Source organism: Pseudomonas mohnii (genome assembly GCF_900105115.1).
In the GTDB taxonomy this organism is placed as follows: Bacteria; Pseudomonadota; Gammaproteobacteria; order Pseudomonadales; family Pseudomonadaceae; genus Aquipseudomonas; species Aquipseudomonas mohnii.
In genome coordinates this window covers 2,371,412-2,387,304 of record NZ_FNRV01000001.1, presented here as the reverse complement: position 1 = coordinate 2,387,304, position 15,893 = coordinate 2,371,412, and the positions used below count along the sequence as shown (strand labels likewise).

The 15,893-nt window shown below is 61.1% G+C and carries 11 protein-coding genes; 4 read left to right on the top strand and 7 right to left on the bottom strand.

What is annotated here, in order from left to right; all coding sequences use genetic code 11:
• Nucleotides 1-69: 69 nt before the first annotated feature.
• The 7 genes from BLV61_RS11145 to BLV61_RS11115 all read right to left on the bottom strand — a co-directional run bounded on the left by BLV61_RS11145 (nucleotide 70) and on the right by BLV61_RS11115 (nucleotide 10,660).
• Nucleotides 70-1,566, bottom strand: coding sequence for a sensor domain-containing diguanylate cyclase (locus tag BLV61_RS11145; RefSeq protein WP_090464931.1), 1,497 nt, complete (start codon nucleotides 1,564-1,566; stop codon nucleotides 70-72).
• Nucleotides 1,567-2,037: 471 nt separating this feature from the next.
• Entirely contained in the window at nucleotides 2,038-2,262 is a 225-nt protein-coding gene (locus tag BLV61_RS11140) for a hypothetical protein (protein ID WP_047532933.1), read from the bottom strand.
• A gap of 200 nt (nucleotides 2,263-2,462) precedes the next feature.
• Nucleotides 2,463-3,827 carry a heavy metal sensor histidine kinase gene (locus BLV61_RS11135; protein ID WP_047532930.1) on the bottom strand — a complete coding sequence of 455 codons (1,365 nt, stop codon included), beginning with the start codon at nucleotides 3,825-3,827 and terminating at the stop codon, nucleotides 2,463-2,465.
• Nucleotides 3,817-4,494, bottom strand: coding sequence for a heavy metal response regulator transcription factor (locus BLV61_RS11130; RefSeq protein ID WP_033056445.1), 678 nt, complete (start codon nucleotides 4,492-4,494; stop codon nucleotides 3,817-3,819). The genes BLV61_RS11135 and BLV61_RS11130 overlap by 11 nt, the downstream gene beginning before the upstream one ends.
• Before the next feature lie 9 nt (nucleotides 4,495-4,503).
• A complete protein-coding gene (locus tag BLV61_RS11125; protein ID WP_090464928.1) occupies nucleotides 4,504-7,617 on the bottom strand; it encodes a multidrug efflux RND transporter permease subunit in 3,114 nt (1,037 codons plus the stop codon).
• Nucleotides 7,614-8,774 (bottom strand): efflux RND transporter periplasmic adaptor subunit, encoded by a 1,161-nt coding sequence (locus tag BLV61_RS11120; protein ID WP_090464925.1) that lies wholly within the window; start codon nucleotides 8,772-8,774, stop codon nucleotides 7,614-7,616. Before BLV61_RS11120 ends, BLV61_RS11125 begins: the two co-directional genes overlap by 4 nt.
• Nucleotides 8,775-9,691: 917 nt before the next feature.
• On the bottom strand, nucleotides 9,692-10,660 hold the full coding sequence (locus BLV61_RS11115) for a LysR family transcriptional regulator (RefSeq protein ID WP_047532920.1): 969 nt from the start codon (nucleotides 10,658-10,660) through the stop codon (nucleotides 9,692-9,694).
• A gap of 271 nt (nucleotides 10,661-10,931) precedes the next feature.
• On the opposite strand from BLV61_RS11115, the gene BLV61_RS11110 reads away from it, so the two are divergent.
• From BLV61_RS11110 to BLV61_RS11095, 4 genes are all read left to right on the top strand, one after another.
• Entirely contained in the window at nucleotides 10,932-12,431 is a 1,500-nt protein-coding gene (locus BLV61_RS11110) for an efflux transporter outer membrane subunit (protein WP_090464923.1), read from the top strand.
• A gap of 183 nt (nucleotides 12,432-12,614) precedes the next feature.
• Nucleotides 12,615-14,813 carry an FUSC family protein gene (locus tag BLV61_RS11105; RefSeq protein ID WP_047532916.1) on the top strand — a complete coding sequence of 733 codons (2,199 nt, stop codon included), beginning with the start codon at nucleotides 12,615-12,617 and terminating at the stop codon, nucleotides 14,811-14,813.
• Nucleotides 14,803-15,003, top strand: coding sequence for a DUF1656 domain-containing protein (locus BLV61_RS11100; RefSeq protein ID WP_047532914.1), 201 nt, complete (start codon nucleotides 14,803-14,805; stop codon nucleotides 15,001-15,003). The genes BLV61_RS11105 and BLV61_RS11100 overlap by 11 nt, the downstream gene beginning before the upstream one ends.
• A 10-nt stretch (nucleotides 15,004-15,013) precedes the next feature.
• Nucleotides 15,014-15,868, top strand: a complete 855-nt coding sequence (locus BLV61_RS11095) for an efflux RND transporter periplasmic adaptor subunit (protein ID WP_047532912.1) — start codon at nucleotides 15,014-15,016, stop codon at nucleotides 15,866-15,868.
• Nucleotides 15,869-15,893: the final 25 nt, after the last annotated feature.

Sequence of the window (15,893 nt, the reverse complement as noted above, 5' to 3'; positions counted from 1 at the left end):
AAGGCCACCTTTGGGTGGCCTTTTTTTATGCCCACAGGTTTTGCATGGCCTGGAAGAGCAAAACCACCATCAGTCAGTCGCCACCACCCGGTTGCGCCCACCTTCCTTGGCCTGATACAACGCTTTGTCCGCCGCAAACAACAGCTGCTCCAGCGTCATCTCGCTCGCAGCCGTCCAGGTGCTGATGCCGATGCTCACGGTCATCGTCACCTCTGCGCCCTCGACCTTGGGCATCTGCTCCACCGCCGCACGAATATGCTCGGCAATCTGCCGCGCACCGGCAACGTTGGTGTCGGCGAGGATCACCGAGAACTCTTCGCCACCATAACGCGCCACCAGATCCGCCGGGCGCCGCACGTTCGAAACGACGACCCTGGCCAGCTCGCGCAATGCCTGATCCCCGGCCTGATGCCCATGCCGATCATTGAATGCCTTGAAGTGATCCGCGTCGATCATCATCACCGACAACGGTTCGCCCGAACGTTGGGCGCGGAACCACTCGTGGCGCAGGGTTTGATCGAGCATCCGCCGGTTGGCCACGCCGGTCAGGCCATCGGTGGTGGCCAGTTGCGCCAGTTCTTTCTCGGCCTGTCGGCGCAGACGCAGTTCCCGGCAGAGTAACCAGGTCAGCCAGAGCAGGCTGATGCACAGTGCAAGGGTCGCCAGGCTGACCACGATTGCAGTGCGTCTCCATGACGCAAACACCTCATTGCTGGACTGCGCGACGATGACGATCAATGGCAAGTCGCCAACCTTGGAGAATGTGTACAAGCGTTCATCATGGGTGAGGCTTGAGATGCCGGTGAAACTGCCATCGCCTTCTCTGACAATGCGCTGGAAGTTGGGGCGATTACTGAAATCCTTGCCGACCAGTTCGTCCATCAGACGTGGCTCCTGGGCCAGAAGAATCCCGTCCTTGCTGATCAGATTCACCGAACTGTTACGCCCGATGTTCAGGCTGCTGAACAATTGGTCGAAGTAGCTCAGGCGCATTGCCGCTTCAGCGACGCCGAGGAATTCGCCCTGTTCGCCGCTGAGCCGGCGGCTGAAACTGATGCGCCACTCATGCCCGGCATGTCGGGAGCGGAAGGGGCGGCTGATGAACATCCCCAGGTCCGGGTTGTTGACGTGGGATTGAAAGTATTCGCGGTCGGCATAATTGCCATTGCGTGGCTGCACTGACGCGGAGTCCGCGATCACATTTGCCTGCGCATCAAGCAACAGAATGTCGCCCTTGTAGGGCACTGCAGTGGAGCGGTCGAACAAGGCCAAATGACGTATGGTTGGAGAAACCGCCTTGAGGTCGTCGCGGCGGGATGCAGCGATCAGGCCTTGCAATGTCAGATCATAGAGTTCGACGTTGCGCAGTACATCTGCATCGATCAACTGCACGATATTGGAGGCAGCACGCGTGGCGGATTCTTGTGCATTGCCGCGTTCACGGATCAGCAAGAAGGCGACAATGCTCAATATCGCCGTTACCAGCAACAAACTGCTGATCACCAGAAACCACTCAGACTGTATTGACCGGGTCGGTGATTGAGATGGCGTACTGCTCACACTCATGGTTCTGACTTCTGCTAAGGGGCCATTTTGAAGTTTTTCGAGAGTAAGGCAGAGTCTCAGAAACCGGTGACATTCAGAGCGACTATATAAATCCCAGACAAAAAAAAGGCCAGCAAAACGTGCTGGCCTTTTGCTCGTTGACGCTTAAAAGACAATGACGAACATTGAAATTCAAACTCGAACCTTCGATGGCCGGCGCATCGTCCTGTAGGCAATAGTCGCCATCGTTGCAGTGACTGTAATGAATGACGGATTGAAACCGAATGGGAAATGCACGCGCAGCCAAGCGCCCTGGTCCAGGTTGAACGTTAGTGTTTTTGCGGTGGGAGACGTCGCTTACAGAAGAAATCGAGCGTGTCGTTTAAACAACGCGACGAAAAAAAGCCGCTGATAGCAGCGGCTTTGAAGACAACTTTTCAAAGGGAAGAGCCGATGAAAAGCGTCGAGGGAAAGAGGTGTGGCGCGCAGCAATCAGCTGTCTTTCCGGGCTTCAGGCTGGGTCTTGGAACTCGCTGCTTGAGGGGCCTGGTTGGCTTTCTGGGCTTTCGCGGTCATTTCGCCCTGATGCTCTTCAAACGCTGCGGCGCGTGCGGAATTCTGTGCGACGAAGGCGTGCGACTCTTCAGCCATGGCGAACGGAGACACGAACAAAGAGGACAAAACGAAAGCGCTGGCAATACCCATACTGTTGGACATCTTTAAAACCTTCTTGCTTGGCAAGTGCTATTTAGTGCGGGCAAAGATAAGGATCTTGAGCGCCGAGAAACAGACCTGATTCAAGAAAGGACTATTGCGTATTAAGCAATAGTTCGTGTTCCTGAAGGCAACAGGACTTTGTGGCGAAGGAGCTTGTCGGAACGCCGCCCGGAGCAAGCTCGCTCGCCACAGGGATAGGGTCAGACAGGCAGGTGAATCCCGAAGGTATTCATCCCATGGTCGCTGCGCACGAACACATCGCCGCCATGCATCAGGGCAATCGCCTTGACGATCGCCAACCCCAACCCATGGTTATTGCCGCTGTTGCTGCGCGAAGCATCGACGCGGTAGAAGCGCTCGAACAAACGCGGCAAGTGCTCGCTGGCGATGGGCGAGCCGGGGTTGGCCACGCCAATGCTAACCAGATGCTCTTCGGCCTCGATCATTACCTGAATGACCTGCCCGGGCGCGGTGTGCTGCACGGCGTTGCTCAACAGGTTGATCAACGCCCGGCGCAGATGCGCGATCTCGATTCGCACCTGCGCATCGCCGCTGACCTGCACCTGAACCTGGGCATCCTCGAGAATGAAATCCAGGTATTCCAGGGTCGTCGCCACTTCGTCCGCCAATGAGGTGGAGGTCAATTTGGTCGCCTTGCTGCCTTGGTCGGCGCTGGCGAGGAACAGCATGTCGTTGATGATCGAACGCAGTCGCTCCAGCTCTTCGAGATTCGATTGCAGCACCTCGAAATAATGCTCGGCCGAACGTCCGCGGGTCAGGGCGACCTGGGTCTGGCCGATCAGGTTGGTCAGGGGCGAGCGCAGTTCGTGGGCGACGTCGGCATTGAATGACTCAAGGCGCGAGTAGGCCTGCTCGACCCGTTCCAGCGTGGAATTGAACGAGTTGACGAACTGATTCAATTCCGGCGGCAATGACGACATCTGCAGACGCCCCGAGCGCAATGGCGGAGCCAGACGCTGGGCCTCCTGGGACAGCTTGATCAAGGGTTTGAGACCGATCCGCGCCACCCAATAACCCAGCGCCGACGCCAGCAGCACCCCGATAATCGCCAGGCTGACCAAGGCGATCAGCAAGTGGTGTTGGGTCTGGAGAAAGGTTTCGGTGTCGATGCCGATCATGAAGCGCAGTGGCGGGCGTTGGTCCTTGGCCGGGAACTCACTGACCAGCACTTTCAGTGGATAAGGCTGATCCGGCAGTTGCAGGTCGCGCATGCCCAGCGGCCCTTCGGCGAAAGCGCGGATTTGCGGGGTGAGGTTGCCGTATTCGTAGTGCGGATCGCCACTGGTGATCCAGAAGCTGATGCGCTTGTCCTCTTCGCCGAGCAGCTTGAGCTTGTTGTTGATCTTTACCCAGTGCTCGGGCGTGCCATAGCGGCCGACGGTGGATTCGAGCACGCTGTAGCGCGCATCCAGTTCGGCCTCGGGCAACAGTCCCAAGCCTTTATCCACCTGCTGGTACAGCGCCCAGCCGATCAGCAGGAACACCAATAGCGCCACCAGCGTGAACATGCCGCTCAGGCGCAGGGCAATCGAATTACTGGACACCCCGGCTCTCCAGCACATAACCCATGCCACGAATGGTGTGCAGCAGTTTCTCTTCGAACGGCCCGTCGAGCTTGGCCCGCAGGCGTTTGATCGCGACTTCGACGACGTTGGCGTCGCTGTCGAAATTGATGTCCCAGACCATCTCGGCAATCGCCGTTTTCGAGAGGATTTCCCCTTGCCGGCGGGCCAGCACGCTGAGCAGCGAGAACTCCTTGGCGGTCAGGTCCAGGCGTGTACCGGCGCGGGTGGCTTTGCGGCTGATCAAATCTATCCACAGGTCGGCGATGCTCACTTGCACCGGTTCATGGCCACCGCTGCGCCGGGTGAGCGCTTGCAGGCGCGCCACCAGTTCAAGGAAGGAAAACGGCTTGCCGAGGTAATCATCGGCACCGTCGCGCAGGCCTTTGATCCGGTCTTCGACACGCTCCCGGGCGGTGAGCATGATCACCGGGGTTTGCTTGCGCGCACGCAGGGCGCGCAGTACGCCGAAGCCGTCGAGGCCCGGCAGCATCACGTCGAGGACGATCACCGCGTAGTCGCTTTCCAGCGCCAGGTGCAGGCCTTCCACGCCATCGCGTGCCAGGTCCACGGTGTAACCCTGTTCCGTCAGGCCGCGGTGCAGATAGTCTGCGGTTTTTTCCTCGTCTTCGATAATCAGAACGCGCATGACCCCGCCTCAGTCTGTGGTTGCCAGCGCCGGTGTGGGCGGAGGCGCTGGTGAGAGAGAGTGCCTATGAAATAAACGCTCCAGCCATAAGTATATGACCGGCGTGGTGAACAGCGTCAGCGCCTGGCTCACCAGCAAACCGCCAACCACCGCGATCCCCAGGGGTTGGCGCAGTTCGGCGCCGGTGCCGTAGCCGAGCATCAGCGGCAGGGCGCCGAGCAGAGCGGCGAGGGTGGTCATGATGATCGGCCGGAACCGCGTGATGCAGGCCTGGAAGATCGCTTCTTCCGGTGGCAAGCCACCTTTGCGCTGCGCGTCGAGGGCGAAGTCGATCATCAGGATGCCATTCTTCTTCACGATACCGATCAGCAGCACCAGGCCGATCAGCGCCATGATCGAAAAGTCCTGGCCGCAAATCCACAGCATGATCACCGCGCCAAGACCTGCCGATGGCAGGGTCGAGATGATCGTCAGCGGATGCACGAAGCTTTCATAGAGCACACCGAGAATGATGTACACCGCCACCAGCGCGGCCAGGATCAGCCACGGCTGGCTGGCCAGCGAACTCTGGAATGCCTGGGCCGCGCCCTGGAAATTGCCGCTGATGGCTACCGGCATGCCGATGTCGAGCTTGGCCTGGTTGAGCATGATCACCGCATCGCCCAACGCCACACCGGGCGCCAGGTTGAACGACAGGTTGGCCGCCGGGAACATCCCGTCATGGGCGATGGACAGCGGGCCGATGGTCGGCGCATCGAATTTCGCCAGGGCCGACAACGGCACCATCTCGCCGCTCAGCGGGGAGCGCAGGTAGAAGTAGTTGAGGCTTTCCGCCTTGCCACGTTGCTTGATGTCCAGTTCCAGGATCACGTTGTACTGGTTGATCTGGGTCTGGAATTCGTTGATCTGGCGCTGGCCGAAGGCGTCGTAAAGTGCCTCGTCGACATCGCTGGCGGTCAGGCCGAAACGTGCCGCCGCGCTGCGGTCGATCGTGATATGGGTGATGCTGCCGCCCAGTTGCAGGTCGTTGGACACATCGCGGAATGCCGGGTTGCCACGCAGTTTTTCCGTCAGGCGCTGGGTCCAGGTGCTCAGGACCGCGCCATCGTTGCTCTTGAGCACGTATTGGTACTGGGCGCGGCTCGGGCCGGAACTGAGGTTGATGTCCTGGCCGGCGCGCAGGTACAGCACGATGCCCGGCACTTTCATCAGTTGCGGGCGAATCCGGTCGATGAACTGACTGGCCGAAACATCGCGATCACTGCGTTTTTTCAGGGAAATCCAGAAGCGTCCGTTGGCGATGGTCTGGTTGCTGCCCGACACCCCGACCGAGTGGGAAAAGGCCGCGACCGCCGGATCCGCCGCGACAATTTCAGCCATCGCCAGGTGTTTTTTCACCATGTCGCTGTAGGAGATATCCGCAGCGGCCTCGGTGGTGCCGAGGACGAAGCCGGTGTCCTGCACCGGGAAGAAACCTTTGGGGATGAAAATGTACCCGGCAATCGCCAGCCCGAGGGACAGGCCGAACACCCCGATCATCAATTTCTGATGCGCCAGGGCGCGGCGCAGGCCTTTTTCATAGAGGGCCAGCAAACGATCACCGAAGGTCGGTGTGTTGTGGGCATGGTGCGCGGGGGCGCGCATGAACAGCGCGGCCAGGGTCGGGGCCAATGTCAGCGACACCACCACCGAAATCATGATGGTTGAGGTGGCGGTTAACGCGAACTCCTTGAACAGTCGCCCGACCACGCCGCCCATGAACAGCAGGGGAATGAACGCCGCCACCAGCGAGAAACTGATCGACACCACGGTGAAACCGATCTCGCCGGCTCCTTTGATTGCCGCTTCGCGCATGCCGTCGCCAGCCTCCAGGTGGCGGTGAATGTTCTCCACCACCACGATCGCATCGTCGACCACAAACCCCACGGCCACTACGATGGCCACCAGCGTCAGGTTGTTCAGGCTGAAGCCCATGACGTACATCAGGGCAAAACTGGCCGTCAGCGAAACCCCGAGCACCGCCGACACAATCATCGTCGCCGACCATTGGCGCAGGAACAGCGCCATCACCGCGACCACCAGCAGGATGGCGATCAGCAGGGTGACCTCCACTTCATGCAACGAGGCGCGAATGGTCTGGGTGCGGTCGACCAGCACTTTGACCTGCACCGACGCCGGCAACATGGCTTCGAGGGCGGGCAATGCGGCCTGGATGCGATCCACGGTCTCGACGATGTTGGCGCCCGGTTGCCGGGAAATCACCAGGTTCACGCCGGGTTTGTCCCCGGCCCAGGCCTGTACGTAAGCATCTTCCGAACCGTTGACGACGTTGGCGACATCCTTCAGGTGAACCGGGGCACCGTCCTTGTAGGAAACGATGAGCTGGCTGTATTCCTCGGGGTGAAACAACTGGTCGTTGGTGGACAGCGTCGAAATGCTCGACTCGCCATACAGGGCGCCTTTGGCCAGGTTGAGGCTGGTTTGCTGGATCGCCAGGCGAATGTCTGCCAGCGTCAGACCGATGGCGGCGAGCTTGTCGGCCGATGCCTGGACGCGAATCGCCGGGCGTTGCTGACCGGTGATGTTGATTTGGCCTACGCCGTCGATCTGGCTGATCTGACGCGAAAGCAGGGTTTCCACCAGGTCGCTGAGTTCAGTGCCGGGCATCTGGGTCGAATTGACGCTGAGGATCAGCACCGGGCTGTCGGCCGGGTTGACCTTGCGCCAGGTCGGCAGGGTCGGCATGTCCTTGGGCAGTTTGCCGGCGGCGGTGTTGATCGCGGCCTGGACCTCTTGAGCGGCGGTATCGATGCTTTTATCGAGGGTGAATTGCAGGGTCAGGTTGGTCGAGCCCAGGGCACTGCTCGAGGTCATCTGGGTCACGCCGGGGATGGCGCTGAATTGCACTTCAAGTGGCGTGGCCACCGACGACGCCATGGTTTCCGGACTGGCGCCCGGCAATTGCGCCGCCACCTGGATGGTCGGGAACTCTGCTTCCGGCAGTGGCGCGATGGGCAGTCGAGGGAAGGCGATCACACCGAGCAGGATCAGAGCAAACGTCAGCAGGATGGTCGCGACGGGATGATCGATGCACCAGGCCGAGACCGAACCGTGGCCCTTCATGGTTTCGACTCCGATTGGACCACTTGCGGCGGCTCAGTCAGGACCTGCACGGTCGAACCGGGTTTGAGTCGCGACTGACCGTCGCTGACCAGCAGATCGCCCGGCTTGACGCCTTTGATGATGTCCTGGCCACTGCCTTGGGACACCATCTGCACGTTAACGGTTTCGACCTTGTCGCCGTTCACCCGGTAAACGAAATGCTGGTCAAGGCCACGCTGTACGACGGTGGGTGGAACCACCAGGGCATCTTTATCCAGTGCTGTCTGAATCTTTACCGTCACCAGCAGGCCCGGCCAGAGCTTCTGCGCGGGGTTACTGAATTCAGCCTTGGCGCGAATGGTCCCGGTGTTGGCGTTGATCTGGTTGTCGATCAGGGTCAGATGGCCTTCACCCAGCAGGTTGCCGGTTTCACCCTCGGTGTCGGCACCGATGTAGGCCTTCACCTGGGCGCGCTCTGGATCGCCGATCAAGCCTTGCAGGGTCGGCAGCATTTGCTGCGGCAGGGAGAACTCCACGGCGATCGGGTCGATCTGGGTCACCGTAAACAGCCCTTGAGCGTCGGCCATGCGCAGGAAGTTGCCTTCGTCCACCGTGCGAATCCCGACGCGGCCGGTGACCGGGGAGCGAATCTGCGTGTAGGACAGTTGCACTTGCGCCGCATCGATCGAGGCCTGGTTGCCCTGGGCAGTGGCCTTGAGCTGGTTGACCAGCGCCTGTTGCTGGTCGTAGGTCTGTTTGGAGACGCCGTCGTCGACGCTCAGCAGTTTGTAGCGCTTGAGGTTGACCTGCGCCACTTGCAGTTGCGCCTGGCTCTCACCCAGTTGCGCCTTGGCCTGATCGAGGCTGGCGCGGATCGAGCGGTCGTCGATGGTGGCCAGCAGGTCGCCCTTGTTCACCAGTTGGCCTTCCTTGACCAGCAGTTTGGTGAGAATACCGTCGATTTGCGGGCGCACCACCACGCTGTGCAGGGACAGGACCGAGCCGATACCGGTGACGTAGCGGGGAACGTCTTTTTGGATGACGCTGACGACGCGTACGGGGATGGCGGTGGGGGCGGCGAGTCTGGTCTTGGCGGGTTGGTTGGCATACCACAGGCCCAGCGCTGCCAGGACGATCAGGAGGGCGACGAGCAGGGCGGGTTTTTGCTGGATTCGCATGCGAGTGGGGCACCAGGGCTGGTGGTCGGTAGGTCGTTACTTCCTTTATAAACCTGTTTGACGGTCAGGAAGGTGACTGCTAACTGACGGCGCTGTCAGTTTGGTGTGACCTCGGCGGCCCTGCTCGCGATGAAAGCCCGGGCAACGCGGGCCTTCAGACAGCCCGCGTCATCGTTGATGTCCATCGCGAGCAGGCTCGCTCCTACAGGAGCTCTAGCTGCCGGTATCGTCGTTGCACCCCAGCCTGCCGCAGTTCGATGTAGCGCGAAGGCGGCCTGACAGCCGACCATTCACTTGCGCTGTACTCAATCCACTGTAGGAGCGAGCCTGCTCGCGATGAAAGTCCGGGCAACACGGGCCTTCAGACAGCCCGCGTCATCGTTGACGTCCATCGCGAGCAGGCTCGCTCCTACAGGAGCTCTAGCTGCCGGTATCGTCGTTGCACCCCAGCCTGCCGCAGCTCGATGTAGCGCGAAGGCGGCCTGACAGCCGACCATTCACTTGCGCTGTACTCAATCCACTGTAGGAGCGAGCCTGCTCGCGATGAAAGCCCGGGCAACGCGGGCCTTCAGACAGCCCGCGTCATCGTTGACGTCCATCGCGAGCAGGCTCGCTCCTACAGGAGCTCTAGCTGCCGGTATCGTCGTTGCACCCCAGCCTGCCGCAGTTCGATGTAGCGCGAAGGCGGCCTGACAGCCGACCATTCACTTGCGCTGTACTCAATCCACTGTAGGAGCGAGCCTGCTCGCGATGAACGTCAGAGCAACACGGGCATTCAGACAGCCTGCGTCATCGTTGACGTCCATCGTCGGAACGCCGCCCGGAGCGAGCCAGTTCCTACACGTGGTCTTGGTCGAACGCGGAATAGGGTTACGCAGCCCATTCCCCCGTGGCGGCATTGTGTGTCCCTGGCAGGCTCAGTTCGCCATTCGCGCCCCGGCCATGCTCCCGCTCATTTCATAAGCCGCCAGTTCCACTTGATGTGCCGCCAACAATTCCGGCAGCGATCCGCGCAAATACTCGACCCAGGTCTTGATCTTTGCATCCAGGTATTGCCGCGACGGGTAGATGGCGTACAGGTTCAGCTCCTGGGAGCGGTATTTGGGCATCACGCGTACCAGAGTGCCGTTGCGCAGGCCGTCGATCGCTGCGTACAGCGGCAGCACGCCGACGCCCATGCCGCTGGTGATCGCGCTTTTCATGGCGTCGGCGGAGTTCACCAGAAACGGAGAGCTATTGATGGTGACCATTTCCTGGCCGTCCGGGCCGTCGAAGGCCCATTTTTCCAGGGGGATCACCGGGCTCACCAGGCGCAGGCAGGCGTGGTTGAGCAGGTCACTGGGTTTTTGCGCGCAACCGTTGGCTTTGACGTAGGCCGGGGAGGCGCAAACGATACTGAAGGTGATGCCCAGGCGTTGTGAGACGAAACCCGAGTCCGGCAGTTCGCTGGCCAGGACGATGGACACGTCGTAGCCCTCGTCGAGCAGGTCCGGTACGCGGTTGGCCATGGTCAGGTCGAAGGTCACGTCCGGGTGGGTCTTGCGGTAGCGGGCAATGGCGTCGATCACGAAGTGCTGACCGATGCCGGTCATGGTGTGCACCTTCAGTTGCCCGGCCGGGCGCGCGTGGGCGTCGCTGGCCTCTGCTTCGGCTTCTTCGACGTAGGCCAGGATCTGTTCGCAGCGCAGCAGGTAACGCTTGCCGGCTTCGGTGAGGGCGATGCGGCGGGTCGTGCGGTTGAGAAGACGGGTTTGCAGGTGGGCTTCCAGGTTGGAGACCGCGCGCGAGACGTTAGCCGTGGTGGTGTCCAGTTGTACCGCGGCGGCGGTGAAGCTTCCCGCTTCGGCCACGTAACTGAAGGCGCGCATGTTTTGCAATGTGTCCATGGGGTGCTCTCGGGTTCGATGGCAAATTGTGACATGAAGTTTCAGGATTTGAGACCCCGACCAAGGGATTATCGCGTTAACGGTAACAAAGATTCACAGGAATTCCGGCTTATCGCGACCAATGCTCATCCATAGAATTGTATGGACCGTAGGAGCTGGCTTGCTGGCGCATGCGTCGCTGCTGTCATCCCGTTGTTCCAGGGTGTCTGCATCGCCAGCAACCGGCTCCTGTCAGATCTCGTTACCTCCTCTATTTCAGGAAATCGCAGCAGTGCCGCGTCGCATTAGCAGAGCGCTTCAACCGCTCAGTGTTTTGGCTTTAACCCTGGCAATCAGCGGCTGCATCGGAACCGGAGGTATTGCCCCGCAGGGCAAGGCGCTGGAGGCCGACTCACTGGTCACCGACGAAGCCATCCAAAGCGCCGCTCAGGATGCGCATTGGCCCACCGCACAGTGGTGGCAGGCGTATGGCGACCCGCAACTGAATCGCTGGATCGACCTCGCCGTGCAAGGCAGTCCGACCATGGCCATGGCCGCCGCGAGGGTGCGTCAGGCCAAATCCATGGCCGGCCTCGCCGAGTCTGCCGAATCGCTGCAGATCAATGGCGAATCGACCCTCAAGCGCCACAATTGGCCGACCGATCAGTTCTATGGCCCCGGCAACCTGGCCAACACCACCACCTGGGACAACAACGCCGCATTGGGTTTCAGCTACGCCCTCGACCTCTGGGGCCGTGAAAGCAATGCCACCGAGCGCGCCGTGGACATGGCCCACATGACCGTCGCCGAAGCGCGCCAGGCCCAGCTCGAACTGCAGAACAACATCGTGCGCGTCTATATCGAACTCTCGCTGCATTACGCGCAGCGGGACATTGTCGAAGCCACATTGAAGCAGCAAGAGCAGATCCTCGAGCTGGCGCAAAAGCGCTTGAACGGCGGAATCGGCACCCATTTCGAAGTCAGCCAGGCCGAAACGCCACTGCCGGAAACCCATCGTCAGATCGATGCGCTGGACGAAGAAATCGCCCTGAGCCGCAATCAATTGGCCGCGCTCGCCGGTAAAGGTCCTGGCGAGGGCGCGCAGTTACAGCGACCGTCGCTGTCGTTGGGCGCAGCGCTGAAGTTGCCGTCATCGTTGCCGGCGCAGTTGCTCGGTCAACGCCCGGACGTGGTCGCCAGTCGCTGGCAGGTGGCGGCGCAGGCGCGTGGTATCGATGTTGCCCATGCCGGTTTCTATCCCAACGTCGATCTGGTCGGCAGCCTCGGCTACATGGCGACTGGCGGTGGCGCGCTGGAGTTTTTGACCGGCAAGAAACTCAACTACAGCGTCGGCCCGGCGATTTCCTTGCCGATCTTTGACGGCGGGCGATTGCGCGCGGAGCTGGGTGAAGCCTCGGCCGGTTATGATATCGCCGTGGCGAAGTACAACCAGACCCTGGTCAATGCGCTGAAGAACATCTCCGACCAGTTGATCCGCCGGGAGTCCATGGACAAGCAGCAAATGTTTGCCGCCGAGTCGGTGGCGACGGCGCAGAAGACTTACGACATCGCAATGGTCGCTTATCAACGCGGGCTCACCGATTACCTCAACGTGCTCAATGCCCAGACCCTGTTGTTCAAACAGCAGCAAGTGCAGCAACAGGTTCAGGCGGCGCGACTGAGTGCTCATGCCGAGTTGGTGACGGCGTTGGGCGGTGGGCTGGGGGCCGGTAATGATGTGCCCAAGGACAGTCAGACAGCCGCGCCGAAAACGCCGAGACTGCTGAGATGACCCGGATGCATCAGGCAAGGCCATCTTTGTGGCGAGGGAGCTTGCTCCCGCTTGAGTGCGCAGCACTCACAACATCAGCAAAGACTGCCAGCGTTTTGGGGCTGCTTTGCGGCCCGGCGCGAGCAAGCTCGCTCGCCACAGGGTTTCAATTGTTTCCAGACTTTCCTAAGTGAGCAGGACTCCATGACTCCCTTGCCCGCACCTCTGCGCTGGCTGTATTCCCTGGAATGGCGCCGGGGGTTCTTCGACTGGGCACGCAGCGACGGCGTGACCTGGGTCTACATTTTCAAGGTGTTGATCGCCGCATTCCTGACCCTGTGGCTGGCCATGCGCCTGGAGTTGCCGCAGCCGCGCACCGCGATGATCACGGTGTTCATCGTCATGCAGCCGCAGAGCGGTCATGTGTTCGCCAAGAGTTTTTATCGGTTCCTTGGCACCCTGGCCGGGTCGTCGGTGATGGTCGCGTTGATCGCCCTGTTTGCGCAGAACACCGAACTGTTCCTCGGTTCGTTGGCGATCTGGGTCGGTATCTGCACGGCCGGCGCGGCCCGTTATCGTAACTTCCGCGCCTACGGTTTCGTATTGGCCGGTTACACCGCGGCGATGGTCGGTTTGCCCGCGCTGGCCCATCCGGACGGTGCCTTCATGGCGGCGGTCTGGCGGGTGCTGGAAATCTCCCTGGGGATCCTCTGTTCGACCCTGGTCAGCGCCGCGATCCTGCCGCAATCGTCCGGTGCCGCCATGCGCAACGCCCTTTACCAGCGTTTCGGCGTGTTCGCCTTGTTCGTCACCGACGGTTTGCGTGGGCGCAGTCAGCGCGAAGCGTTCGAGGCCGGCAACGTGCGTTTCATCGCCGAGGCCGTGGGCCTGGAGGGGCTGCGTAGCGTCACCATGTTCGAAGACCCGCACATGCGCCGCCGCAACGGCCGGCTCAGTCGCTTGAACAGCGAGTTCATGGGCATCACCACCCGCTTCAACGCCTTGCACCAGTTGTTGGAACGCCTGCGCAGCAGTGCAGCGGATCAAGTGGTGGCCGCGATCAAGCCGGGGTTGATTGATCTGGCCGAATTGCTCGACGGCTTCAGCGGCCGCGCCCTGACCAACGCCGATGCGGCGCGTCTGGTGAAGGCTCTGAGTGCTTATAAGGAAGGGCTTCCGGCGCGGGTACGCAGCCTTCGGGCGCTTTTCCAGGAGAGTCAGCCAAGCGACGCCGAGCAACTGGATTTCCACACGGCGTATGAACTGCTCTATCGCTTCGTCGATGACCTGCACAGTTATGCACAGACCCACGCGTCGCTGGCCGATCACAGCCACGAACGGGAGCGCTGGGACGAGCCGTTCATGCCGCAGACCAGTTGGCTGGTATCGGCAGCCTCAGGGATTCGTGCTGCCTTCATTCTGGTGGTGCTGGGCAGCTATTGGGTCGCCACGGCGTGGCCGAGCGGGGCGACCATGACCTTGATCGCCGCCGCCACCGTCGGCCTTTCCGCCGCCACACCGAACCCCAAGCGCATGTCATTCCAAATGGCTTGCGGCACCTTCCTCGGGGCGTTGATCGGCTTCGTCGAGATGTTTTTCATTTTTCCGCGGATCGACGGGTTTCCGTTGCTCTGTGTGATGCTCGCCCCGGTGATCGTGCTGGGGTCGTTCCTCACCTCGCGGCCGCAGTACGTCGGGGTAGGGCTGGGATTGCTGATCTTCTTCAGTACCGGTTCGGTGCCGGACAATCTCACGGTCTACAACCCGTACACCTTCATCAACGACTACATCGCCATGGTGCTGGGCATGCTGGTGTGCGCGGCGGCGGGGGCGATCATTCTGCCGCCCAACAGCCGTTGGTTGTGGCGTCGACTGGAGCAGGATCTGCGGGGTCAGGTGGTGTATGCCATCAGCGGCAAACTCAAGGGCCTGGCCTCGCGTTTCGAAAGCCGCACCCGCGACCTGGTGCACCAGGCCTATGGCTTCGCGGCGGGGCAGCCGCAGGTCCAGCGAAACCTGTTGCGCTGGATGTTCGTGGTGCTTGAAGTGGGGCACGCGATCATCGAACTGCGCAAGGAACAAGCCGTCCTGCCGGTGCATCCCGCCTATGCCGAATCCCAGCCGTGGCGCCAGTCGATCCGTGTGATGGGGCGTTCGCTGGTGCGGCTGTTTCTGCAACCCGGCCAGAGCAATCTGGAGCGTGCGTTGATCGCGGTCGACCATGCGATCAGTCGCGTGCAAGCCACCGACGAACCCTTCGCTCCGCACTTCGACACCTCGGCGTTGCGCCGGGTCAAGAGCTACCTGCACTTCATCCGCACCTCGCTGCTGGACCCGCAATCACCGCTCGCCGGCTACAACCATGCCACCGCCAAGCCCCAAGGACTTGAACATGCCTCGTGAAATCGCCTTCCACGGCGTGTACATGCCGACCATGACCCTGATGTTTTTGATCGCGGCGGCGCTGGCCTGGGCGCTGGACCGCTTCTTGTCCGGGTTCGACCTGTACCGTTTTTTCTGGCACCCGGCGTTGCTGCGCCTGAGTCTGTTTACCTGTCTGTTCGGCGCCCTGGCGCTGACTGTCTACCGTTGAGAACACCTTGATGAAAAAGCTATTCAGCCTGCTTGCAACCCTGCTGGTACTGGCCCTGGCGATATGGATCGGCCGGACCCTCTGGGTGCATTACATGGAGACGCCATGGACCCGCGACGGCCGGGTGCGCGCCGACATCATCAACGTCGCCGCCGACGTCACCGGCGAGGTGGTGGACGTGCCGGTGCGTGACAACCAGTTGGTGAAGAAGGGTGACCTGCTGATGCTGATCGACCCCGAGCACTACCGCCTCGCGGTCAAGCAGGCGCAGTCGCTGGTGGCTTCGCGCAAGGCCACGTGGGAGATGCGCAAGGTCAACGCCCATCGCCGGGCCGATATGGACAACCTGGTGATCTCCAGGGAAAACCGCGACGACGCCAGCAACCTCGCCGACTCGGCCCTGGCCGATTACCAGCAGGCCCAGGCGCAACTGGAAGCCGCCGAACTGAACCTCAAACGCACCGAAGTCCGCGCCGCCGTGGACGGTTATGTGACCAACCTCAACGTGCATCGCGGCGACTACGCGCGCATCGGCGAGGCGAAAATGGCCGTGGTCGACATGAACTCGTTCTGGGTCTATGGCTTCTTCGAAGAAACCAAACTGCCCCATGTGCGCGTGGGCGATAAGGCCGACATGCAACTGATGAGCGGCGAAGTGCTCAAGGGCCATGTGGAAAGCATCTCGCGCGGTATCTACGACCGCGACAACCCGGAAAGCCGTGAGTTGATCGCCGACGTGAACCCGACCTTCAACTGGGTGCGCCTGGCGCAACGGGTGCCGGTGCGGATTCACATCGACGAAGTACCGGAAGGCGTGCTGTTGGCGGCGGGGATTACTTGTACGGTGGTGGTGAAGCCATTGTAGGAGCGAGCTTGCTCGCGATGGAATC

Bases quoted from the DNA above. Each gene is read 5' to 3' on its own strand.
- BLV61_RS11105 (WP_047532916.1), top strand. From the start codon at position 12,615: ATGACTCCCTTGCCCGCACCTCTGCGCTGGCTGTATTCCCTGGAATGG.
- BLV61_RS11130 (WP_033056445.1), bottom strand. From the start codon at position 4,494: ATGCGCGTTCTGATTATCGAAGACGAGGAAAAAACCGCAGACTATCTG.
- BLV61_RS11125 (WP_090464928.1), bottom strand. From the start codon at position 7,617: ATGAAGGGCCACGGTTCGGTCTCGGCCTGGTGCATCGATCATCCCGTC.
- BLV61_RS11100 (WP_047532914.1), top strand. From the start codon at position 14,803: ATGCCTCGTGAAATCGCCTTCCACGGCGTGTACATGCCGACCATGACC.
- BLV61_RS11145 (WP_090464931.1), bottom strand. From the start codon at position 1,566: ATGAGTGTGAGCAGTACGCCATCTCAATCACCGACCCGGTCAATACAG.
- BLV61_RS11115 (WP_047532920.1), bottom strand. From the start codon at position 10,660: ATGGACACATTGCAAAACATGCGCGCCTTCAGTTACGTGGCCGAAGCG.
- BLV61_RS11095 (WP_047532912.1), top strand. From the start codon at position 15,014: ATGAAAAAGCTATTCAGCCTGCTTGCAACCCTGCTGGTACTGGCCCTG.
- BLV61_RS11120 (WP_090464925.1), bottom strand. From the start codon at position 8,774: ATGCGAATCCAGCAAAAACCCGCCCTGCTCGTCGCCCTCCTGATCGTC.
- BLV61_RS11140 (WP_047532933.1), bottom strand. From the start codon at position 2,262: ATGTCCAACAGTATGGGTATTGCCAGCGCTTTCGTTTTGTCCTCTTTG.